This is a genomic window from Paenibacillus sp. FSL W8-0194, from assembly GCF_037969745.1.
Classification (GTDB): domain Bacteria; phylum Bacillota; class Bacilli; order Paenibacillales; family Paenibacillaceae; genus Paenibacillus_AQ; species Paenibacillus_AQ cookii.
Genome location: NZ_CP150205.1, coordinates 5,079,036 through 5,099,578, shown reverse-complemented (window position 1 = coordinate 5,099,578; position 20,543 = coordinate 5,079,036). Strand labels below are relative to the sequence as shown.

23 protein-coding genes and 1 pseudogene are annotated in these 20,543 nt (G+C 52.7%); 12 read left to right on the top strand and 12 right to left on the bottom strand.

The window, feature by feature from the left end; all coding sequences use genetic code 11:
- Positions 1-7 precede the first annotated feature (7 nt).
- The gene (locus MKY58_RS23460) at positions 8-685 is read right to left on the bottom strand and encodes a GntR family transcriptional regulator (RefSeq protein WP_339322336.1); all 678 of its coding nucleotides are present in this window, start codon (positions 683-685) and stop codon (positions 8-10) included.
- Positions 686-813: 128 nt separating this feature from the next.
- Here MKY58_RS23460 and MKY58_RS23455 point away from each other — a divergent pair.
- A pseudogene (locus tag MKY58_RS23455) lies at positions 814-1,041 on the top strand (radical SAM protein); the annotation flags it as partial.
- 83 nt (positions 1,042-1,124) lie between these two features.
- Here the strand turns inward: MKY58_RS23455 and clpP are convergent.
- Both clpP and MKY58_RS23445 read right to left on the bottom strand, forming a co-directional pair.
- Positions 1,125-1,712, bottom strand: a complete 588-nt coding sequence (gene clpP / locus MKY58_RS23450) for an ATP-dependent Clp endopeptidase proteolytic subunit ClpP (RefSeq protein ID WP_339322335.1) — start codon at positions 1,710-1,712, stop codon at positions 1,125-1,127.
- A gap of 45 nt (positions 1,713-1,757) precedes the next feature.
- On the bottom strand, positions 1,758-2,426 hold the full coding sequence (locus tag MKY58_RS23445) for an RNA polymerase sigma factor (protein WP_339322334.1): 669 nt from the start codon (positions 2,424-2,426) through the stop codon (positions 1,758-1,760).
- 306 nt (positions 2,427-2,732) lie between these two features.
- Between MKY58_RS23445 and yunB the strand changes: the two genes are divergently transcribed.
- The 4 genes from yunB (at position 2,733) to MKY58_RS23425 (ending at position 6,340) form a co-directional block, all read left to right on the top strand.
- Entirely contained in the window at positions 2,733-3,578 is an 846-nt protein-coding gene (gene yunB, locus MKY58_RS23440) for a sporulation protein YunB (protein ID WP_339322333.1), read from the top strand.
- A gap of 1,007 nt (positions 3,579-4,585) precedes the next feature.
- Positions 4,586-5,485 (top strand): FAD:protein FMN transferase, encoded by a 900-nt coding sequence (locus MKY58_RS23435; protein ID WP_339322332.1) that lies wholly within the window; start codon positions 4,586-4,588, stop codon positions 5,483-5,485.
- Positions 5,482-5,724 carry a hypothetical protein gene (locus MKY58_RS23430; RefSeq protein WP_339322331.1) on the top strand — a complete coding sequence of 81 codons (243 nt, stop codon included), beginning with the start codon at positions 5,482-5,484 and terminating at the stop codon, positions 5,722-5,724. Before MKY58_RS23435 ends, MKY58_RS23430 begins: the two co-directional genes overlap by 4 nt.
- Position 5,725: 1 nt before the next feature.
- Positions 5,726-6,340 carry a hypothetical protein gene (locus MKY58_RS23425; RefSeq protein ID WP_339322330.1) on the top strand — a complete coding sequence of 205 codons (615 nt, stop codon included), beginning with the start codon at positions 5,726-5,728 and terminating at the stop codon, positions 6,338-6,340.
- 16 nt (positions 6,341-6,356) lie between these two features.
- Here MKY58_RS23425 and MKY58_RS23420 read toward each other — a convergent pair whose 3' ends face one another.
- Complete coding sequence (locus MKY58_RS23420; protein WP_339322329.1) at positions 6,357-7,442, bottom strand: M23 family metallopeptidase; 1,086 nt, start codon at positions 7,440-7,442, stop codon at positions 6,357-6,359.
- Positions 7,443-7,596: 154 nt separating this feature from the next.
- Between MKY58_RS23420 and lipA the strand changes: the two genes are divergently transcribed.
- The gene (gene lipA, locus MKY58_RS23415) at positions 7,597-8,502 is read left to right on the top strand and encodes a lipoyl synthase (protein ID WP_339322328.1); all 906 of its coding nucleotides are present in this window, start codon (positions 7,597-7,599) and stop codon (positions 8,500-8,502) included.
- A gap of 44 nt (positions 8,503-8,546) precedes the next feature.
- Entirely contained in the window at positions 8,547-8,897 is a 351-nt protein-coding gene (locus MKY58_RS23410) for a YutD family protein (protein WP_339322327.1), read from the top strand.
- A gap of 61 nt (positions 8,898-8,958) precedes the next feature.
- Here the strand turns inward: MKY58_RS23410 and MKY58_RS23405 are convergent, their stop codons facing one another.
- Positions 8,959-9,762, bottom strand: coding sequence for an NAD kinase (locus MKY58_RS23405; protein ID WP_339322326.1), 804 nt, complete (start codon positions 9,760-9,762; stop codon positions 8,959-8,961).
- Between the two features lie 69 nt (positions 9,763-9,831).
- On the bottom strand, positions 9,832-11,088 hold the full coding sequence (ylbJ, locus tag MKY58_RS23400; protein ID WP_339322325.1) for a sporulation integral membrane protein YlbJ: 1,257 nt from the start codon (positions 11,086-11,088) through the stop codon (positions 9,832-9,834).
- 459 nt (positions 11,089-11,547) lie between these two features.
- On the opposite strand from ylbJ, the gene MKY58_RS23395 reads away from it, so the two are divergent.
- Positions 11,548-12,249 carry a DUF2225 domain-containing protein gene (locus tag MKY58_RS23395; RefSeq protein ID WP_339322324.1) on the top strand — a complete coding sequence of 234 codons (702 nt, stop codon included), beginning with the start codon at positions 11,548-11,550 and terminating at the stop codon, positions 12,247-12,249.
- 53 nt (positions 12,250-12,302) lie between these two features.
- Here MKY58_RS23395 and MKY58_RS23390 read toward each other — a convergent pair whose 3' ends face one another.
- Together MKY58_RS23390 and MKY58_RS23385 are read right to left on the bottom strand one after the other, a co-directional pair.
- Complete coding sequence (locus tag MKY58_RS23390; protein WP_339322323.1) at positions 12,303-12,533, bottom strand: hypothetical protein; 231 nt, start codon at positions 12,531-12,533, stop codon at positions 12,303-12,305.
- Positions 12,530-12,700, bottom strand: a complete 171-nt coding sequence (locus MKY58_RS23385) for a YycC family protein (protein ID WP_339322322.1) — start codon at positions 12,698-12,700, stop codon at positions 12,530-12,532. The genes MKY58_RS23390 and MKY58_RS23385 overlap by 4 nt, the downstream gene beginning before the upstream one ends.
- Positions 12,701-12,830: 130 nt before the next feature.
- On the opposite strand from MKY58_RS23385, the gene MKY58_RS23380 reads away from it, so the two are divergent.
- Together MKY58_RS23380 and MKY58_RS23375 are read left to right on the top strand one after the other, a co-directional pair.
- Positions 12,831-14,630, top strand: a complete 1,800-nt coding sequence (locus tag MKY58_RS23380) for a M3 family oligoendopeptidase (RefSeq protein ID WP_339322321.1) — start codon at positions 12,831-12,833, stop codon at positions 14,628-14,630.
- A gap of 276 nt (positions 14,631-14,906) precedes the next feature.
- The gene (locus MKY58_RS23375) at positions 14,907-15,314 is read left to right on the top strand and encodes an O-methyltransferase (RefSeq protein ID WP_339325236.1); all 408 of its coding nucleotides are present in this window, start codon (positions 14,907-14,909) and stop codon (positions 15,312-15,314) included.
- A 150-nt stretch (positions 15,315-15,464) separates the two neighbouring features.
- Here MKY58_RS23375 and MKY58_RS23370 read toward each other — a convergent pair whose 3' ends face one another.
- Positions 15,465-15,704: an alpha/beta-type small acid-soluble spore protein gene (locus tag MKY58_RS23370; protein WP_036708966.1), complete on the bottom strand. Its 240-nt coding sequence runs from the start codon at positions 15,702-15,704 to the stop codon at positions 15,465-15,467.
- Between the two features lie 247 nt (positions 15,705-15,951).
- Entirely contained in the window at positions 15,952-16,929 is a 978-nt protein-coding gene (locus MKY58_RS23365; protein WP_339322320.1) for an aldose 1-epimerase, read from the bottom strand.
- A 478-nt stretch (positions 16,930-17,407) separates the two neighbouring features.
- Between MKY58_RS23365 and trpS the strand changes: the two genes are divergently transcribed.
- On the top strand, positions 17,408-18,397 hold the full coding sequence (gene trpS / locus MKY58_RS23360; protein ID WP_339322319.1) for a tryptophan--tRNA ligase: 990 nt from the start codon (positions 17,408-17,410) through the stop codon (positions 18,395-18,397).
- A gap of 6 nt (positions 18,398-18,403) precedes the next feature.
- Here the strand turns inward: trpS and MKY58_RS23355 are convergent, their stop codons facing one another.
- Positions 18,404-18,580, bottom strand: a complete 177-nt coding sequence (locus tag MKY58_RS23355) for a hypothetical protein (protein WP_339322318.1) — start codon at positions 18,578-18,580, stop codon at positions 18,404-18,406.
- Between the two features lie 235 nt (positions 18,581-18,815).
- On the opposite strand from MKY58_RS23355, the gene MKY58_RS23350 reads away from it, so the two are divergent.
- Positions 18,816-19,028, top strand: a complete 213-nt coding sequence (locus MKY58_RS23350; RefSeq protein WP_036708971.1) for an alpha/beta-type small acid-soluble spore protein — start codon at positions 18,816-18,818, stop codon at positions 19,026-19,028.
- 236 nt (positions 19,029-19,264) lie between these two features.
- Here the strand turns inward: MKY58_RS23350 and MKY58_RS23345 are convergent, their stop codons facing one another.
- Positions 19,265-20,248, bottom strand: coding sequence for a metal-dependent hydrolase (locus MKY58_RS23345; RefSeq protein WP_212950154.1), 984 nt, complete (start codon positions 20,246-20,248; stop codon positions 19,265-19,267).
- Positions 20,249-20,543: the final 295 nt, after the last annotated feature.

The following is a 20,543-nucleotide window of genomic DNA, read 5'->3' as shown; positions in this document are numbered from 1 at the left end:
ACTTTTTTTACTTGAAATACTCCGGGTAACGTTCTTTGAGCACGGGAAGGTTCGCGATGCTGAGCCGCATATGCTCTATCATGATCCGCTCGGCTTTGTCGGCTTGCTGCTGCTTGATCGCGAGGAACATCTGACGGTGCTGCTCATAAAGAAGCTCCCAATGCGGATCGGTCCACAGCCACAGGATGCGGGTGCGGTTGAAATGGGCATTCATCTGCTGAATGACGTTCCATGTTCCGCTTTTGCGGCAGCCGTCAAACAAGATCCGGTGGAATTCTTCGTCCAGCTCGAACATGTTTTTGCTGTCCTGGCGCTGGATCGCTTCCCGCTGCTGTTCAAGATTGTGTTCCAGGGCGGCAAGCCGCTCTTCCGGAAAAGCCCCGCAAGCCAGGCGCACGACCGCTTTTTCCAGCTGCTCGCGCATAAACCGGGCTTCCTCGACCTGCTCGGAATCGATCAGCGATACCCGGGTGCCGCGTTGGGGCAGCACAAGCACCAATCCTTCCTGCGCCAGCCGCACGAAACTTTCGCGCACCGGCGTCCGGCTCACCTCAAAGGCCAGGGAGGTTTCCTTTTCGGACAAAGAGGTTCCGGGCGGCAGTTCTAAGCTGACGATTTGCTGTTTCAGCCGCTGATATACCATGCTGCCTGCCGAGCCCGACGGTTGAAGCATACGATCATCCATAAGGTTCACCTCCTAGGTTCCATACTACCATACAAGTATGGGAGTTGGAATCTCGAAATTTGGGCGAGGTTGGGACGAGGGACCTTGGAACTTCCCTATTACCTTTGTGAATACATGTACTTACAATGCTTGGCGTGCATAAAATCCGGTTGACCGGCGGCGAACCGCTTATGCGGCGCGGCTCCCCCGATTTGATCCGAATGCTGAAAGGCATTCCGGGCATCGAGGATATCGGCTGCACGACGAACGGACTTCTGCTTGGACGGCAGGCGCAAAGTTTGTACGAGGCGGGGCTTCGGCGCCTGAACGTCAGCCTGGATGCCTTGGATCCCGAGTTGTTCGGCGCTATGAATGGCCCTAGCGTTGATCTTAAGCGGAAAAAAGCTGCCTGAAGCCATGTATGCTTCAGGCAGCCTTTGCCTATGGGATCCTGAATGCTTCAGGACAGCGGCTGCGTAATGATTTTGTCTACCATCCCGTATTCGAGGGCTTCCTCGGCGGTAAGGAAGAAGTCGCGGTCGGCGTCTTTATATATCTTCTCCAGCGGTTGGCCGGTTTTTTCGGCGATGAATTTGTTGACTTTTTCTCTCGTTTTAAGGATCCGGCGGGCGGAAATTTCGATGTCGCTGGCCTGCCCCTGTGCGCCTCCGAGCGGCTGATGCAGCATAAATTCGCTGTTCGGCAGGGCATACCGTTTGCCTTTGGCGCCGCCGAGGAACAGGAATGCGCCCATGGAAGCGGCCATGCCCATGCAAATCGTGCTCACCTGCGGCTTGATGTAATCCATCGTGTCGAGGATCGCGAACCCGGATGTGATCGATCCGCCCGGGCTGTTGATGTACAGCGAAATTTCTTTGTCCGGATCGTCGGCGGCGAGGAACAGCAGCTGGGCGATGATGCTGTTCGCCACTTGGTCGTTCACCTCGGAACCGAGGAAAATGATCCGGTCTTTCAGCAACCTGGAGTATATATCATACGAGCGTTCCCCAAGACGGGATTGCTCGACGACGTAAGGAATCGTGTTCATGCATGCAGCCTCCTTCGGGTATTCAAAATGAACCTTGCGAAAGGGCTACGCCGCACGCAACCGAAGGGATATGGACCCGCTTCCGGATGGATGCGCATGCCGCTGCGCAGGTTCTGCTTGCTTGACTTTCCGCAGTTGGACGGCCAGCCGTTGCAGCAGCTCGGGCTGTTCCATGCGGATGGCAACAAGCAGCTGCCGCTGGAACCAATCCGCATCGACAGGCTCCCACTCTTGGGCGGAAGCGGGGGGTTCCGGAAACTCTTCTCCGTTTACATTGTGGCGCGCCCGATGCAAAAGCGATTTGACGGCCGTTTCGCTTGTTTCAAGCGCATCGGCAATATCGGACAACTTGTATTCGAAGACATCCTTCAGCACGAAGGCAAGCAGCTGCTTGGGCGTCAATCGCTCCATCAGCGTCTCCAGTCCGCTGAGCAAAAGCTCCAGCGGTTTGTCGGAGGACGGTTCGTCTACGGACTGGCCCGTCGTTTCGCGCCCTTTTTTGCGCAGCTGGTCAATCCAGTGGTTGCGGGCGATCGTAGCCAACAGCGGGAAGCTTGGCGTTCGTTTGCCTGAAGGGTCCTTTTGGCAAAATCTCAGCGCCTTGAGCATGGAGTCGTGGGCCAAATCCTCGGCGTCCCAAGGATTGCCGGTCACGCTCAGGCAGAAGTGCTTCAGTTTCGGGTAAACGTCTTCCATTTCTTTATGGATTAACATGTTAATCACTCTCCTTGAGAGGCCTCTACATAATAAACGTTTGGGATGGCATTAAAGGATACGGGCGCGCAAAAAAAATTCGCAGCCTTTTTCCCATTATACCCGTTCGTGCATGAAATTCCTTCTTCATCAAAGAACGGCAAGCCCGTTTTTTGGCAAACCGGAAGGGGCCTGAACAGAATGATCGGCCACGTTCGCAAAAGGCAGGGGCTATATGGCTCGGCCCGACTTTGTGGGTTATTTCGGTGGACAGGGACATATGCTGTAAGGTAGGCAACCTCTTCTTCAAAGGAGGGATGGGCGAACATGAGAAGAAGGGCGAGATGGCGAAGCAGAGGCGCCAATAAACCGCGCAGCAGACGGAAGGTATGGCTGATCGCCATATTGGTGTGCCTTATTCTTCTTCTGCAATTTTTTGCGTACGTGGAAAACCACATGAAACCCCCGATCATGCATCTGGCCAAAATCCGCATGAAGCAAATCGGAACGGACGCCATCAACGAAGCCGTCGCATCGCAGGTGGCCAAAGGGGAAAACGCGGAAGAGCTGATCGACTGGAAGATGGACTCCTCCGGCAAAGTATCCGGATTTATGCTGAATTATGCCGAACATATGAAAATCACGTCGGAGACGTTCAAGGTCGTGCAAAATACGCTGCAAAACAAGCATATGCTTTCCGAAAGCATCCCGCTGGGGCAGGCGCTGGGCAGCCCGATTCTTGCTTCTTTCGGCCCGAACGTTCCGATCCGCGTCGAACCGCAGGGGGCCGTCAAAGTGGAGCTGAACACGAGGGAAAAAGACGCCGGCATCAACATGGTGCTGGTCGAGGTTTTCATCCATGTCACCGTGGAAGTGGCGGTCGTCATTCCGTTTGACATGGAGCCGGAGGTGATCGATACGGAAATTCCCGTTTCCTACCTGATGGTCGTCGGGGACGTGCCGATGTATTACTACAACAGCCAGGGCCAGCCCATCGGCAGCAACGGCGCCAATGCGCCGAACATCGCGCTGCCCGGCATTGCCGGCCAAGGGGCTTCATCCCACAAGAGCGGACCCGGGGACCCAAGCGGGGGAGCGGCCGCGGTGCCGGAAATTCCGGCCGGAGAGCAGGGCGGGGCGGAAGAGAAATCCCAGACCGGAAAGGCGAAATAGTGAATATAAAGGTTGACTTTGAGTTGAGACAAACCCATGCAGCGCCTGACACAGGCGCTCCAATGAGTATTTTTGTTTCGGAGATGAGGGATGAATCTTGCAAGTGAGGCGGGTCCCGCACTGGGAGCGGGGCCTCGCCGTATAGGGGAGGACGGAGAGCGCCACAGAGTTGCTATTTTTCGTTAGGGGTAGAACGTGTCGTAGATAAGCATCGATAGAATAACGTCGGTAAACAAGCATTTTAGCAGATAAGGGTAGGCAGACAAGCGTCGCCGGGCAGTTCATGGAGAAATTCATCATCCTCTGAAATGTCTACGGAGGCACAAACAGGGTTAGATCGCTGTGCGTAAGCTGTTCTCAAATTCTAACGGTTGTGACAGCGCCTATGTGGCTTCAAATGGTTCTCTGTAAGTTCTAACGGTTACCAATGGGGTTATTTGAAAGATTACCATATGAAGTTCCACCATAATGCCCAAATAACGTCAACCAGAACCGTTAAAATATCATAACCTCCATTTTCCCGGCATTAACCGCTGTGGCAATCGTTAGAAATTTACTTCCCTACTTTGATTTGCCTCCTCACATTGACTACATCTCCTCGCGTCCAATTGTACCCTCGATTCCCCACATCTCCTCACATTCAATTAGTCTCCATGGTTCCTTATATCTCTTTGCGTTCAATGGTCTTTTTACTGGACTGTCAATAGTAAATCAGACAACTTTTTTAAAGGGCTTTGCTTTGGCTTTTTAGCAACTGCAAAGAAAAAAAGAGAAACCCAGCGTCTCCAAGACGTGGGTTTCTCGACAGCCTGAGCGCCTGACACAGGTGCTTTTTTATGGTTTTATCCGGCGCTTTGGATAACCGACCGGAGCAGATCCCCCGCTTAATAGAGTGATTTTAGCCGTGCTCCCTTTTGCTTTCAGGTTCGGTTAAGCATCGGAATCTATAATTCTGAACAAGCCGCGTTGGGCGGCGAACCTTTTACCGACGGAAGGTGGGGAGGACGATGCAGCATTACGCGGGCCGCTTTATGAACACCGACTTTTCGGTTGCCGTTTCGGACGGCGTGGCTCCCGGGTGGAGAGCACAGATGCGGCGATGGTTTGCGTACGTTGACCGGGAGTGGTCCAGGTTCCGGGATCATAATGAGCTCAGTAGGCTGAATCAAGCGCCGGAAGGGGTGAAGATCGGGCTGCCGCCTCCCCTCTATGATGTTCTAAGGATGGCGGAGCGATATCGGGAGCTGACGGAAGGAAGATTCTCCCCCTTTTTGAAAAGAGCCATGGAGCATCAAGGGTATGACCGCCCGTTTCCGTTTTCCCATGCGGATGATACGCCGCCTTTTACGTTTCAGCTTGAGGAACGCCCCATACGTTTTTGCGGGGGGAACGCGATTGAAAAGCTTACGTCGGAGCAGCTGGACTTGGGCGGCATCGCCAAAGGTTATGCGGTGCAAAGCGCAGCCGAATGGCTGAAACGACAGGGTGCCGGATTCGGCATGGTCGACGGGGGAGGCGACATGACGCTTTGGTCCGATGGATCGAAGGAGTGGAACATCGGCATTGCCGATCCTTGGAACCGGGTGGAACCGATCGATGTATTGCGCCTGAAAAATCGGGCGGTCGCGACGTCCAACCGCCTTTACCGCAGCTGGATGCAGGGCGGTCGAACAAAACATCATCTGCTGGACGGCCGTTCCGGCCGGGTCGTTGAATCGGATATCGTCCAAGCGACCGTCATGGCCCGAGACTGCGTCGAAGCGGAGGTTTGCGCCAAAATGTGCTTTCTGCTCGGCTGCGGGGAACGGGAGGAATGGTTTGCCGAACGTTTTCCGGACGTATTGTATGTGCTGGTTATGGAGGATGGGACGGTCGTACGAAATAGAAGCAAGGAGAGTGCATCATGAAAGCGAACAAAAAGGCAAAATGGATCATAGGCGTCAGCGGCGTGGCATTTTCGGCTTTCGTATTAAGCCAGTTCGGCTCGGCCGATCAACACGCGGCGGATTTCCAAAACAACGGCCAGGTAGAGCAGCAGGAGAGCAGTCCATCGTTCGACGGATCGAATGAGGAGCGGTTTGCGACCCGAGGCGAGCGGCCGTTTGCAGGAAGGCATCAAACCGACGGAACGACTAGAAGGTCTTGATATGGATAGGGTCTTTCAACTTTTCAGTTCCTGGCATGTCATTCGATGGATGGGGCTGCTCGCCTTTTTCTTTTTTACGATTTCATTGGCGTTCGGCATGTTGGGCAGGTTCAACCGTTTCAGAAGGCATAAGGGCTTGTTTCAATTGATTCATATCTCCTCGAGCTGGGCGGGAATCAACGCGTGTCTGGTCCATATGCTGATCCTTATGATCGATCGGTACCAGCCGTATACATTCGCTGCAATATTCGTCCCGTTCGTATCGGATTATATGCGGGCGGCCACCTCGCTGGGCATGATTTCCTTTTATTTGCTGCTTGTTGTTTTATTCACATCGGACCTCCTTATGAGCCGATTAAAACGTTCGGTGTGGAAGGCGGTGCATTTGTTGGTGTTCCCTTCTTGGCTGCTCATGTTGGGGCACGCGTTGTGGATGGGCTCCGACACGTCCGCATGGTGGGGCAAAACGTTATATGGAACCGCGGTCGTGGTGATTCTAACGTTGTTCGTCTTTTATCTGATCGATCGGCAGGCGAATCATAAACGGCAGCTCATCGTCATGGAAGCGCAAGCTCCGGACGATGCGGGAAACGCGTTAAGACGATTTCTTAAATGACAATAGGGACCTTCGCTCAGAAGGTCCCTTTTCTTTTGGCCTTGATCGCCTTCCGTTCCTCCGCCTCCCAGTGGCGCAGCAGCGGGTAGGGATCAAACGACCATTCGGCCAATCCGCTGTCGCGGTAAATGCCGTAATGGAGATGCGGCGGGAATTTGCCTTGGGTGCCCGGCTTGCCGTAACCGGAGCTGCCCACCCAGCCGATCGTTTGGCCGGGGGTGACGATGTCGCCCTGATTGAGGCTTTTCTCGAAGCCTTGCAAATGCGCGTAATAATGGTACCGGTTATCGAGGTCCCGAATGCCGATGCGCCAGCCCCCAAACGGGTTCCAGCCTTTCAGCTCCACGATGCCGTAGCAGGTGCTGCGGACGGGGGTTCCGTACGGCGCGAAAATATCGGTTCCTTCATGGATGCGGTATCCGCCCCAGCTTCGCCCGCTGCCCCACGTGTCCCGGTACGAATACGAAGCCGAAACGGGGAGCGGAAAGGCATGTCCGGACAAATCGAGGGTTTGGAATTTTTCGTACAGCTTGGAAAACTGCAAAATGCGCTGCACCGACCGGCTGTTATGATAATACTCCCATAAGGCGATGCCAAAGTCGTCCTCGGATTGACCGTGCCGAAGAAGATAGGAGGCCATGCTGTAAAGCACGTCCATATCGTCGTTGATGTCGGCGCGGCCGTCGCCCGACCCGTCTTTGCCGTAGCCGTTGAAGATGCTGATGGAACGGGGGTTGCTGTCGTTCCGGTCGGGATTGAACATCCCGCTCCAGACCGGTTCGTTCATGTAAATGCCGGTCAGCCGTTTCGGGTGGCTGCGGTCTTTCGGATGGGCTTTGGTGAGCGTATGCTCGTACTGGTCGACCGCGGCGATCCGGTACCATGGAATCCGGGTGGTCGCCGCTATTTTATCGTAAAGCTTTTTTCGCGAGGCAAGTATGTCCTCCCGGCTCATCTTGTCCAAAGATTCGGCGGTTGTGGCGGATTCGGGATCGGCGCTTCCCCTAACAGGACAAGCCGCGGTACCGAAAAGAACCGCTGCGGCGGTTGCGCTAATCAACAAACGGCGCGCTTTTTTCGGCTTGGATTCGGATTTTTTCATCGTTAACCTCCTGCTGGCAGCTTTTATCGAAGTTTCCGGACGTAACGGTCATAAACTTAGATTGATACAAGGGAAGTCATTTTATCCCGGGTAGAGAAATGGAAGTATTTTGGGGTATTTCATGATATAATATGGGGCATGCAGCAGTAAAACCATGAAGCGAAAGAAGGTCAGATCATTGCCTAAACAAACCGTCAAGGAACCAAAGCCGGACTGGATTCGCATCAAACTGACAACCGGTGACAATTATCAGGAAATCAAGAGCATGATGCGCTCGAAGACACTACATACCGTGTGTGAAGAAGCGCGTTGCCCTAACATATACGAATGCTGGGCGAACCGCACGGCGACTTTTATGATTTTGGGCGATATTTGCACGCGCGCCTGCCGCTTTTGCGCGGTCAACACGGGAAAACCGACCGAGCTGGATCTGCAGGAGCCTGAGCGCGTTGCGGAAGCCGCCGAAAACATGGGGCTGAAGCATTGCGTTGTCACAAGCGTTGCGCGGGACGATCTTTCCGACGGAGGCGCTGGTATTTTTGCCGAAACGATTAAGGCGATCCGCAAACGCCTGCCGCTGTGCAGCGTCGAGGTCCTTATTCCCGATTTCATGGGGAACTGGGATGCGCTGAAGGTTGTGATGGACGCCAAGCCGGATATTTTGAACCACAATATCGAAACCGTGGAACGCATGTCGAATCGCGTCCGCGCGAAAGCGAAATACGACCGCTCCTTGGAGCTTTTGAAAAAATCGAAGGAATTTCAGCCGGATATTCCGACCAAATCGAGCATTATGCTCGGCGTAGGGGAAGAATGGGACGAGATCCTGCAGGCAATGGACGATCTGCGCGCCGTGGACTGCAACATCATGACCATCGGCCAATATCTGCAGCCGTCGCCGCAGCATTTGAACGTCGTTAAATATTATCATCCTGACGAATTTGCCAAGCTGAAGGAAGAAGGCATGAAGAGAGGCTTCAGCCACGTGGAATCCGGACCGCTCGTCCGCAGTTCCTATCATGCCCACGAGCAGGTGAAATCGGCGGCAAGCCATAAATAAAATCAATTTATTCATTTGAGCAGTGGAAGGCAGGGGGAGCACATTTGATTCTGATAGGCGGAAAAAGCTACGAGCTGCTGAAAGACCATAAAAACGGCTGGAACCCTGAAGCCTTTCGCGACCGTTACAGCGAAGTGCTGGACCGCTACGATTACATCGTCGGAGACTGGGGTTACAACCAGCTGCGGTTGAAGGGATTTTACCGGGATAAGCATCCTAAAGCCACCAAAGACACCGCTTTTTCCGGCATGGTGGACTACATTAACGAATACTGCAATTTTGGATGTGCTTACTTCGTTCTGCAAAAGAACCGGGACGTTCAGCCGAAAGAGAAGGACAAGGAAAAAGATAAAGAAAAAGATAAGCCCGAAAAAGCAAAAGGCGGTTCCCAATAGGAGCCGCTTTCGTTTTGCTTAAATCCATGTATTGAACGGCACGCAGGCCGCGTTAGGCATGTTAACCCAGGAAAGCCTCCCTGACGCGGTTCCAAAACGGAAACGGGCGGTAACGGGCAAAGCTGACCTTTTCCTTCGCGACCTGGCAGCGCACCGAAATCAAATCGTCCACTTGAATGTTGATATGGTCGATCGTGAGCAGCAGCCGCTGTTCCTTTCGCGAAAAAATGTCGGTATGGTGGTGTTTCGGCAGCAGCAGGGGAGATCCCATCGTTCGGAACACGCGGTTGTTGATCGACGCGATTTCCGCAATCTGCAGCGCCTCGATCGTCGGGTGCACCATCGCGCCGCCAAGGCTTTTGTTGTACGCGGTGCTGCCGGTCGGAGTCGAGATGCATATTCCGTCGCCGCGGAACATCTCAAAGGTCTGGTCATTGATGTCCACCTGGGCGACGACCGTGCCGTCCATGCCTTTCAGCGTAAACTCGTTTAAAGCGATATAAGAAGTATTGCCCGATTTCCGGTGGATTTCCAGCTCAAGCAAAGGATATTTCACGATCCTCGGCCGGACGGAGCCGGACTTGCTGGCGGAACTCATCAGCTCGACGAGCTGCGGGAGCTCGTCTGCCTGCCAATCGGCGTAAAAGCCGAGATGGCCGGTATGGACGCCAACAAAAGCGATATCGGGAATATGGTCGATAAACGTATGGAAAGCATGAAGCATCGTCCCGTCGCCGCCGATCGAAACGACGATCTCGGGGGATTCGGCATCGAGCCGAAAACCGTGCTTGGCCGCCATCTTGTGGAACTGCTCACTTAAATCAACGGATAACTGATCACCGCGATCCAGAACATAATATCTCAAGAGAGTTAAGCTCCTTTATTTGGGGATATAAAGATCATAAACAATATCGGAGCATAACACAACGTTATTTCACCTTTCCGCATGCAGCCGCCGCCAGATCGAGCGAGCGACCGTCCATAACAGCGAGGCTGCGGTAATGAACGCGATCAAGAGGCAGAAGTACGCCAACCGGTCGGCGAACGCGCCGGGAGCCCATGCAAACCCCGGATCCGGCACGAAGGGCTGGAATGCAGGCGCAGGCAACAGCTTGCCCATCACCGGATTCCACAGCAGCAGGACAAGCGCCGCCGCCAAAACGGCATGGATCAGGCGGGCAAACATAAACGGCAGGTAGCGTAAATTGGTGGCATGCAGGATGCTCGCGATTTGCGCATGAACCGAAAGGCCTCCCCAGGATAAAATAAACGCCGCCGCCGCCGCTTTGAAGGGCAGTGGAATGGAAGCCGCCGCTTCTCCGGCGGAACGGGCGCCAAGCGTCACCTCAAAAAGCCCGCCCACAAGGGCCTCGGACAGCGAAGGGGGGAACCCCCCGATCCTCAGCAAATGTTCCAGCACCAGGTACAAGCTTCTCATCACGCCGGCCTGGGTCAGAAGCTCTAAAAAAACCGAAAAGAATACGACCAGCCCTCCGACGACAATAATAAGCCTTAATGAGGATTCCACGGCCTGCCGCATCATTTCGCCCAAACTCCGGCCGTCTTCCATTCTTGCATGATGCATCGCCGCAAAAGCACGCCGAATCCGGCTGCGCCGATTTTTTACGTTTTGCGCCGATTGGCCCGAAGCGCCCGAAGCCGCAGGCAGGCTGTGCCGGCTCCCGTGGAAGCGCATGAGCAGCCCGATCAAAAAACCGCCGCCGTAATGGGAAATCGCCAAAATAACCGCCATTTTCGGGTCATGGAAAAATCCTACGGAGACGGCTCCGATCAGAAAAATCGGATCCGAAGACGTCGTAAAAGCGACGAGCCGTTCGCCTTCGTCCCTGGTCACCATGTTCTGTTCCCACAGCTTGGCCGTCAGCTTGGCGCCGATCGGGTAGCCGGATACGTAACCCATGGCCGCAACGAATCCTCCGCTGCCGGGAATCCGGAACAACGGCTTCATCAGCGGGTCGAGCAGCGTCCCGAACAAATGGACGACGCCGAAGCCAAGCATGATTTCCGAAATGATAAAAAACGGGAACAAGGAAGGAAAAAGGACGTCCCACCATATCTCAAGGCCTCGCAAGGCGGATTCCAGGTATGCCCCCGGGAACAGCATCATGAGTAGAAGGAGCGCGGCAAGTGAAACGATCATGAGCGGAAGACCCAGCTTTTTTACGGACATAGTCACACCTTCCTGTTCATGGGTCAATGGAAATGAACCTGTATACCCAAAATTTATGTTTCGCATCGGACAAACAGTACAAAAAAAGTCAGAAAGCGTTTACAAAAACGGGTGTTTTTTTGGCGAATGTATGTTAAAATATACAAACAAAACCTCAATTTAAAGGATTAAATTTGAATATATGGATGGAGTGATGGGATCATGAGTATTGTCGCCGGTGTTCTGGTCTGCGCCTTCGTGTATGTCATTCGCGCCTCACTGGTCCATCCTGGGGAAGAGGATTGGAGCAGCTACTAATCATTATCTTGAAGGAGCTAAACAAACGTTTAGCGCCTTTTTTTGTTTTTTGATATACTTGGAAATGAAACCATGCGCCTCTTCGGCTTTTGGGTCCTGCCTGCTTGAAACACCATGGATCCACAGACTATAGAACGAAAGACATGAAAGGAACGTGGGGATGTGGCTTTAGAACCTCTTTATACCATTAAAGTGACCTGCAGTTTTTGCGAACATGAATTTCAAACCTCGCGCGTCCGTCCCAGCTTCAAGAAAGCCATCCGGACCGATTCCGACTTTTGCGCGTATTATAAGGACGAAAATCCGGATTACTACGTCGTCAGGGTATGCCCCAAATGCGGGTTTGCCTCGACGGAAAACTCGGTGGAACGGCTGAACGATTCGCAAAAAAGGCGGTTCGAAAGCAGCATCAGCAGCCGCTGGACCGGCAAGGACTTCGGAGGGCACCGGAATTGGGAAGCGGCTTTGGAGACGTACAAGCTCGCTTTGCTCGTCGCCCAGACGATCGGTGAAAGGGAGCGGATCATCGCAAGCCTGCTTCACCACATCGCCTGGCTGTACCGGTATAAAGGAGACGAAAAACAAGAGCAGCGGTTCCTGAAATACTGCCTGGAATCATACATAAAAGTTTATGAACTCGAAGGCGTGGGCGCAAACAACGCCCGTCTTTTATATTTGATCGGGGAGCTGAACCGCAGAATCGGCGCTTTCAACGAAGCGGTCCGTTGGTTCTCGCGGGTCATCAACGACAAAAACATCATCGACGCGGCCATGATCCGGGCCTCCCGCGAACAATGGGGCGTTCTCCGCGAGCAAATGCTGGCCCGCAAACTGGAGCTGCCTTCCGAAATGAATCCGGCTTAAGCAAACAAAAACACGCATGACTCATGCGTGTTTTGCGTACAAAGACGGTTATTTTATCGGACAGGCTGGTCGAAGCGAAGATAGTCGTTATCCGTTTCGATGACGTTCAACCTGCTGCTGCAGCAGGGGAAAACCACCAGCTTTTTGCGGCCTTCGTTGACGGTTTTCAGTTCGCTTGGCTTCAGGTTCAACCTCACGTTCCGGGCACCGCAAAAAGGGCATTCATGCACATAGATGTCGCCCATCTGTTTGTCGTAAGGCCAAGTATGCGAAAAAGGGATCATGGCTTGTCCTTCTTTTCCGCTTCTTTGGCATCGGCCGGTTCTTTGCCGAGCTCCGCGATTTTTTGCAGCAAAATATGCTGCGGCATGTGCATGAGATGTTCGAGCGGCACTCCCAGTTTTTCGGACAGCTTGACGGCCGTTTCCGGCGAGATTTGCAGTGGTTTCATGGCAAGCATCCCTCCATTCGGATCTATTTCAGTCCCTTTGGGACCTGTTTGCAGGATTGTTCCCTTACGTAATACACCTTATCACGAAAACCGTTCAATTGAAATCCTATTCAAAGAAAGGTGATTGTTTATGAATAACCCATTGAAATTGACCTGGGATTTGGAATCCATATTTCCGGGTGGTTCATCTTCTTCGGAATACCAAACGTTCCTGGATACGCTCGAGAAGGATCTCCGCCAGCTGAAGCAGGACGTGGAAGCCGCCCAAGCTCCGGCCAGCGTTCAGGAGACGGAAGCGTTCGACGCGATCATCGCATCGATGAGCAGCTGCATTTCCCGCCTTTCCGAAGGCAGCGCGTTCGTCAGCTGTTTGCAGGCGCAGGATCAGAGCGATAAAAAAGCCGTTCAGCTCTCCGGCCGCATCACCGGCTTGCATGCGCTGCTCAGCACGATTACCACGCAGTTCGACGATCTTCTCGCCCGCACGGACGACGATACTTGGAAAGCCTGGATGCAGCGCGAAGAGGTGCAGCCGATTTCCTTCGTCCTGAATGAAAGCAGGGATCAGGCACGCGAAAAGATGAGCCCTGAGCTGGAAAGCCTGGCGCTGGATTTGGCCGTAGACGGTTACCATGGCTGGGGCGATCATTATGATACCGTTGTCAGCCATATCAAAATCCCGTTCGAAAAAGACGGGGAGACCGTGCTGCTGTCCGCGGGGCAAGCGCATAACAAACTGCATGACGCGGATAAGGAAGTCCGCGACTCCATGTTCGTCAAGTGGAAGGAAGCATGGGCCGAGAAGGCCGATTTTTGCGGGGATACGTTAAACCATCTGGGCGGCTTCCGCTTAAAGCTGTATGAGCGCCGCGGCTGGGACGAAGTATTGAAGGAGCCGCTCGCCATCAACCGCATGTCCAAGCAGACGCTGGACGCGATGTGGGGCGTCATTCAGGACAACAAGGCGATGCTGGTCAAATATATGGAACGCAAGGCCAAGCTTCTCGGCGTCGACAAACTGAGCTGGGTCGATGTCGAAGCGCCGATCGGCAAGGTTTCCTCCACCGTGTCTTACCAGGAAGCGGCGGAAACGATCGTGGAGCAGTTCCGCAAATTCAGCCCGAAAATGGCCGATTTTGCCGAAATGGCTTTTGACAAGTCGTGGATCGAAGCCGAGGACCGTCCCGGCAAACGCCCTGGCGGGTTCTGTACCTCCCTGCCTGTCAGCAAAGCGACGCGGATTTTCATGACATACAGCGGCACGGCTTCGAACGTGTCTACGCTCGCGCATGAGCTGGGACACGGATATCATCAGCACGTGATGGACGACCTTCCGGTGTTCAACCAAAACTATGCGATGAACGTGGCCGAAACGGCTTCGACGTTTGCGGAAATGATCGTTTCCGACGCCATGGTGAAAAAAGCCGGCGACGAGCAGGAAAAGCTTGCGCTGCTTGAGGACAAAATCCAGCGGAGCGTTGCGTTCTACATGAACATTCACGCCCGTTTCCTGTTCGAAACCCGCTTCTACGAAAAACGCAAAAACGGTTTGCTTAGCGTCCAGGAGTTAAACGATTTGATGGAAGAAGCGCAAAAAGAAGCGTATTGCGACGCTTTATCGGCTTATGAGCCGACATTTTGGTGCTCGAAGCTGCATTTCTACATCACCGGCGTTCCTTTCTACAATTTCCCGTATACGTTCGGATATATGTTCAGCACGGGCATCTACGCGCAGGCGCTTCAGGAAGGCAGCGGCTTCGCGGACAAATACGATGCGCTCCTGCAGGATACCGGCGCCATGACCGTCGAAGAGCTGGCGAAAAAGCATTTGAATGCGGATTTGACCGGACGGGAGTTCTGGCAAAGCGCTTCCGATCTCCTCAAACAAGACGTGGAAGAATTTTTGGCTATGACCGATTCTATGGCTTAAGGCCTGCTTGAACTCGGCACGGAACGATAAAAACAGGAAAAACCGCCCTTGATGGCGGTTTTCCTGTTTTTTTTGCGTTTGAAAGGAAAAATCAAGGATTTTGTCATATAAACCAGAATTATATCGGAATCTAGACGAAAAAAGGATCGAAAAAGCGAAAGTGTTAGGAATAAATACCCAATTATGTTTTATATTGTTGTCTGTTCCGGCACCCTGTCTTATAATGAGTCATAAGCCCTAATTATTTTGGCGAAAGTTGAAGAGAGGAAGAAGGAAATGATGAAAACTGAGCAATTATCCCTAGCAAGACAACTTGATCTGGTCTTCAAGGAACTTGAAGAAGAGCTTTCAGGCCTATCGTCAGGAACGGTGTTTGTGCAAATACGAAATAACACCATCGGCAAATTCGGGATTCGTCATCATCCGCTGGAGGGAAGAAACGGAGAACTGCGATCCGGGGATTCCGGCTTGACTCCGGTTCAATATTCTTCATTCCGCATCATGGCGCTTGAAAGCCTGAAGTACAAACGCCACTGGACGCACGGCGAAATCAGCTATGAGTTTGCGGTCCGGCAGGGCTCGATCATCGTCGACGCCATTTTGGAGTCGAATTATAACATGGCGAATTTAATGATCCGCTATCCCAGACATACATATTCAGATTCATTGACCGAAGTTTTTTAACCAGATACGCTCAGCAGCTTGAAGCAAGCAAAAAAGGCAACCTCGAAGGCTGCCTTTTCTTGCGGACGTTTTGGCCGCAGGACGGCAGGTATGGCTCACGCCTTGCCGCCGACCGACATGATATCACATTATACAAATGCCGAAAGCAGATTATTGACGACCGGAAAGCTGCTGTTCTGCGATTTGTACCAGACGTTTCGTGATGTAACCTCCCAAAGAACCAGTCTCGCGGGAAGTCATGTTGCCGTAGTATCCGTCTTGAGGGATTTGAACGCCAAGCTCTTGAGCAGCTTCAAACTTCATTTGTTGAAGAGCTGCGTTAGCTTGAGGAACCACCAGGTTGTTGGAACGGTTGCCGCGTCCTTGGTTTTGTTGTCCTGCTTGACCCATGATTGTCACCTCCTTTGAACTTTATGGTGTTATTATGGTTTTAAAGATTTGAAAACATGCGGTAAAAGAGAACGAAAAACGGTGGGAATATTTTACATGATTACGGCCTTTGTTGAAAAAATGGGGGCACGCCGATTTTTCGTCGAAAGCAGCTTGTACGGTTTGACAGTCAAATTTGCGTTTTTTCGTAAAAAGGCGCCCCTTCGACATATGTCGAAAGGACGCCTTTTGCGTAATCCTTCGTATGTTAAGACCCTGCAGGGTACACCATATCAAGATGCAAATCCATTTCAACCGCTTGCCCGGGCTCCAGCCGGATCAAGCCCGTGACGTCGGGTCCCGCATCCAGATTCGGAGCGTTCGGGAGCCAGGTGTAAGGCTCGATGCACAAAAATTCCTTGGCATCGCCTTTGGTGTATAGGACCCAATGCTTATAATATTGCGGATCCGCCGAATATTGAAGCCCGTAACCGTCGCTGCGCATCAATGTCGCAACGGCCGGCTGGCCTTGTCCGATTCGGAAAAGCGTGTCGAAATTCGTTCCTTGAAGGTTTAAACCTTCATTAAGTTGTTCCAAAGGCCCCAGCGGCAGCACTTCGCCCGTCGTCAACAAATCCTGATCCAGACCGTAGACGGCGTCCACCGGAAGTTTAAGCGTCCATTCTTCGGGTTGCCCATCCAGCAGGAACCACGTATGGTACCCGATTCCGAAAGGCACGGGCTGATCTCCCAAATGGGTTACCTTAAAATGCTGGGTCAATCTTGCCCCCTGCAAACGCATCGTGACTTCAAGCCTCATCGGTGCCGGAAACTGCCGCATCCAATTCGGATCGTCCGCGGTCAGAAATTCCGTGGTTACCGCACAGCCTTCTTCGTCTTCTTCGATATCGCTGACTCTCCAAGGCTGCGTGCGATGCAGACCATGGATATGGTTGTCCCCGGCCGTGTTGCGGTCGAATTGATACTTGCGGCCTTCATATTCGAAGTGCCCCCCGCGGATTCTGCCCGGAGGAATGAGCATCGGCATGCCGAAATGATAGGGTTTTTGCATATAAAATGCCAAATCGTTTTCATCGGGTGTTCTTAAGACTTGTCGGTTCTGGATGTTGTCCCAGATGGAAATCACGTTGTTCCCCAGCCACGGCAGCAGCGTGACTTCAAGCTCGCGACTATGAAGGATGTAAGTATCGTAACCATTCCATTGCCCTTTGGTCACTTGTTTCATATCGATGCTCCTTTTCCAATCTTTGAATTCAGTTCGTTAACGGTCACTTTAAGATATCATAACAGATTTTGCGACGGTTCGTAAAAAAGAGGTTTGACAATTTGACAAGTTCAGCGATATCATAGGCATTGCATAAAGGCTTTCAATGATTATACGAACACGATGACAGGGACAAGTAAGCAAAGGCGGCATAACCTTCAGAAAGCCGGTGGTTGATGCGAACCGGTGGGGCCGATTTTGCCGAATGGACCCTTGAGTGCCGAGTTGAACGGAAGCGGTAAGCTTCCCGCGTAGGCCGGCCGGCTTATTCCACGTTAAGGAATCGAAAGGCTTCCAGAACATGGGTTTTGCGTACGCTTCGTATGCATGATCGTTTCCATGCTGGCGGCAAAAAAGGGTGGCACCACGGTCTCACGTCCCTTGCGGGCGATGGGGCCTTTTTTGCATACACATCAATTAACATTTGGAGGGATATTTCATGAAAAAGGTACTTTCCGGCATTCAGCCGAGCGGCAAGCTGACGCTGGGCAACTATATCGGCGCCATGAAAAACTTCGTCAAGCTGCAAAACGACTACGCCTGCAATTTCATGGTCGTCGACCTGCATGCGATCACGGTTCCTCAGGAACCGGCGGCGCTTCGCGAGCAGTCTGAGGCGGTAGCGGCCTTGTTCATCGCCGCGGGCATCGATCCCGATAAAGCCAACGTATATATGCAGTCCCATGTACCGCCGCATGCGGAGCTGGGATGGATTCTGACGACGCTCACTTCGATGGGCGAGCTCGAACGCATGACGCAATTCAAGGACAAGGCTGCCGGAAAAGATTCGGTCGGGGCCGGTCTTTTCGTGTACCCGTCGCTTATGGCGGCCGACATTTTGGTGTACAATGCGGATCTGGTGCCCGTCGGCGAAGACCAGAAGCAGCATCTGGAGCTGACCCGCGATTTGGCGGGACGGTTCAACCACCGCTTCGGCGAATATTTTACGATTCCCGAGCCGTATATTCCGGAAGTGGGCGCACGCATCATGTCATTGGACGACGCTTCGAAAAAAATGAGCAAAAGCAATCCGAATCCGGGAAGTTATATCGCGCTTCTCGATACGCCGGATGAGATTCGCAAAAAAATCAGCCGCGCGACGACCGATTCGGGCAGAGAGGTCCGTTTCGACCCTGCCGAAAAACCCGAAATCAGCAACCTGATGAGCATTTACGCGGAATGTTCGGGCATGTCGATCGCCGAGATCCAAAACAAATACGAAGGGCAAATGTACGGCGGATTTAAAAAGGATTTGGCCGAGGCGGTCGTTTCCGTGATTGAACCGCTGCAAAAGCGATACTACGAAATCCGCGAGTCCGGCGAGCTTCACGATATCCTTCAAAGAGGCGCCGAAAAAGCAACGGAAACCGCATCGCGCACGCTTTCGGACGTGAAAGAGCGGATGGGCTTCCTGCTGCCGAAAAAATAAACGGGTTTACGCTTCGTTGGAACGGTTCTTTTTGGCCTTGACCACAAAACCCCAGCCGATGTTGCAGATGGCCAGCACGCCTAACAATATGGCGATCCATCCGTTATAGCTTATGGCAATGGCGCAGGCACCCAAAAGGAAAATGGACGAGCATGCAAACCAAAGGGACAAACCTTTACTCATGTAAAAAACCTCCAGACAAGATATGAATTCTGTTCTGTATAACTCTTAAAGACGGTGACATACTAAGCTTGCAAGTTCGTTACTCACTTGAGGATATTGCAAAGATCCGAACGGGACTTTGGACGGGAGCTGGCTTGAGCGATGTGCTTGTGCCAGATTCGGCGCCTGAAGGGAGCCGTTGCCGGATGTTTGCAAATTCCGAACTCACATGCAGAATAGAAGGGAGATTTTTATTATGGGTCAATCTCGTTCTAACAATCTGGTCGTTCCGCAAGCAAGAACAGCTTTGCAGCAAATGAAAATGGAAGCTGCGCGCGAGCTGGGGGTTCAAATTCCCCAGGACGGTTACTACGGTAACATGACCTCCCGCGAAACAGGTTCCCTTGGAGGATATATTACCAAGCGTCTGGTCCAGTTGGCCGAACAATCGTTGCAAGGCCGTCAATAATTCGACTTGTCCCAGGCCCGAAGCGCATGAAGCGTTTCGGGCCTTTTTAACGTGGCTCTGCGAAAGATCGCTTTAAGCAATGCAACCCCCTGCTTGCGGTAAAGGCGATTCCTACGCGCGAAAACGCTCTTACGGTGATTCTCTCGTACCGAAAAGCATTCGTCAAGCCGAAATCGGGAAGACGCATAAAAAGCCGCCCCCTAAAAAGGAAGCAGCTTCGCGTTAATCCACGGGCATCAGCCCGAATTGATGGACAGTCTTTTATCCATTTTTTTGGCGCTGAGCCATCCAACGTACGTGTTGATCGGTTGATACTGTTTATCCATGACCAAAACGGCCACGAACGGATATTGCTTGCGGTGGCGGTAACGCACGTCGGCCCAGCGGACGACGTAACCCCAAGGCAGGTTTTCGACTTCGGCCACGGCAAACGAGGTGAAGTAAAGAAACGCTTGGACGTCGGGATGACGCTTGGAATGCTCGACGGCCGGATGCTGCTCGGTGCGGGCGTGTTTTCGCCACTCCAGCTCATTTCCGTTCAGCACCCCGATTTCGTAGCTGCCGTCTTTTAAAGCCTTGACGACATGCCATTTATGGAAAGTGACGGTCGGGATGACGTAATAGCGGTCGCCTTCTTGGCGGGAAGCATCGAGACGTTTGACCTCGGCCGTTTTCATGGAATGGACGATGGTTCGCCATACGTAATACAGGGCCGTCAGAATGTATAGTCCCGTGAACAGGGGAGCGGGCTGCATCGCTCCCGTGCTCCACAGCAGCACGGCCGCGGCATGCGTCGAAAAAATAAACGGATCGAAAATATGGATAATGTTCCAGGATATCCAGCGTTCCGAGAACGGGCGTGCGGCTTGCGTACCGTACGTATTGAACAAATCGCTGAACACGTGAACGCAAACGGCGATTCCGGTCCAGAGAATGATATGCCCTGCCGGCACGCTCCTGAACAACATCGCCAAAATGCCGCTGATCAGCGCGGTCCAAATGACGAGAAAAGGAAGCGAATGCGTAATGCCCCGGTGGTTCTTCACGTAGAGGGCATTGCTCTTGACGCGCAAAAGCCCGTCGAAGTCGGGGGCCTGGGAGCCGATGACCGTGCCGAGAAGCACCGCGGTGGCGAGCATGGGGCTGCCGGCGACGGCGGGATCGACGTAAGCGAGTCCGGCCAAACTGAGGCCCATGACAAAATGTGTGGCTGTATCCATCTCCATGTCTCCTTCTTGTTGTTCTTATTTCCATTGTAACAAAACCTGAAAATGCATTCCTGCCCCGACGGGGCCATTCGTGTGACCATTTTGCGAATAGTGCAATTTTCTTCCTTATAATAGTTACTACCCACTTTTGGATGAATATATAAGGGTTTGACCATACTAATTTGTGTCACCGAATTGTCAAAAAGGTGAAAGAATTTGCAGAGGATTGTCAAACACTTTTGCCTTTTGATATGATAAACTTTATAGCGGAGGCTTCAATTCCTCCAGAACGACAGAATAAGGAGGA

Bases quoted from the DNA above. Each gene is read 5' to 3' on its own strand.
- trpS (WP_339322319.1), top strand. From the start codon at position 17,408: ATGAAAAAGGTACTTTCCGGCATTCAGCCGAGCGGCAAGCTGACGCTG.
- MKY58_RS23345 (WP_212950154.1), bottom strand. From the start codon at position 20,248: ATGGATACAGCCACACATTTTGTCATGGGCCTCAGTTTGGCCGGACTC.
- MKY58_RS23385 (WP_339322322.1), bottom strand. From the start codon at position 12,700: ATGAAACCACTGCAAATCTCGCCGGAAACGGCCGTCAAGCTGTCCGAA.
- MKY58_RS23435 (WP_339322332.1), top strand. From the start codon at position 4,586: ATGCAGCATTACGCGGGCCGCTTTATGAACACCGACTTTTCGGTTGCC.
- MKY58_RS23370 (WP_036708966.1), bottom strand. From the start codon at position 15,704: ATGGGTCAAGCAGGACAACAAAACCAAGGACGCGGCAACCGTTCCAAC.
- MKY58_RS23380 (WP_339322321.1), top strand. From the start codon at position 12,831: ATGAATAACCCATTGAAATTGACCTGGGATTTGGAATCCATATTTCCG.
- MKY58_RS23350 (WP_036708971.1), top strand. From the start codon at position 18,816: ATGGGTCAATCTCGTTCTAACAATCTGGTCGTTCCGCAAGCAAGAACA.
- MKY58_RS23425 (WP_339322330.1), top strand. From the start codon at position 5,726: ATGGATAGGGTCTTTCAACTTTTCAGTTCCTGGCATGTCATTCGATGG.
- MKY58_RS23355 (WP_339322318.1), bottom strand. From the start codon at position 18,580: ATGAGTAAAGGTTTGTCCCTTTGGTTTGCATGCTCGTCCATTTTCCTT.
- MKY58_RS23420 (WP_339322329.1), bottom strand. From the start codon at position 7,442: ATGAAAAAATCCGAATCCAAGCCGAAAAAAGCGCGCCGTTTGTTGATT.
- MKY58_RS23375 (WP_339325236.1), top strand. From the start codon at position 14,907: ATGATGAAAACTGAGCAATTATCCCTAGCAAGACAACTTGATCTGGTC.
- MKY58_RS23365 (WP_339322320.1), bottom strand. From the start codon at position 16,929: ATGAAACAAGTGACCAAAGGGCAATGGAATGGTTACGATACTTACATC.
- MKY58_RS23460 (WP_339322336.1), bottom strand. From the start codon at position 685: ATGGATGATCGTATGCTTCAACCGTCGGGCTCGGCAGGCAGCATGGTA.
- MKY58_RS23445 (WP_339322334.1), bottom strand. From the start codon at position 2,426: ATGTTAATCCATAAAGAAATGGAAGACGTTTACCCGAAACTGAAGCAC.
- MKY58_RS23390 (WP_339322323.1), bottom strand. From the start codon at position 12,533: ATGATCCCTTTTTCGCATACTTGGCCTTACGACAAACAGATGGGCGAC.
- lipA (WP_339322328.1), top strand. From the start codon at position 7,597: ATGAAGCGAAAGAAGGTCAGATCATTGCCTAAACAAACCGTCAAGGAA.
- ylbJ (WP_339322325.1), bottom strand. From the start codon at position 11,088: ATGTCCGTAAAAAAGCTGGGTCTTCCGCTCATGATCGTTTCACTTGCC.
- clpP (WP_339322335.1), bottom strand. From the start codon at position 1,712: ATGAACACGATTCCTTACGTCGTCGAGCAATCCCGTCTTGGGGAACGC.
- yunB (WP_339322333.1), top strand. From the start codon at position 2,733: ATGAGAAGAAGGGCGAGATGGCGAAGCAGAGGCGCCAATAAACCGCGC.
- MKY58_RS23430 (WP_339322331.1), top strand. From the start codon at position 5,482: ATGAAAGCGAACAAAAAGGCAAAATGGATCATAGGCGTCAGCGGCGTG.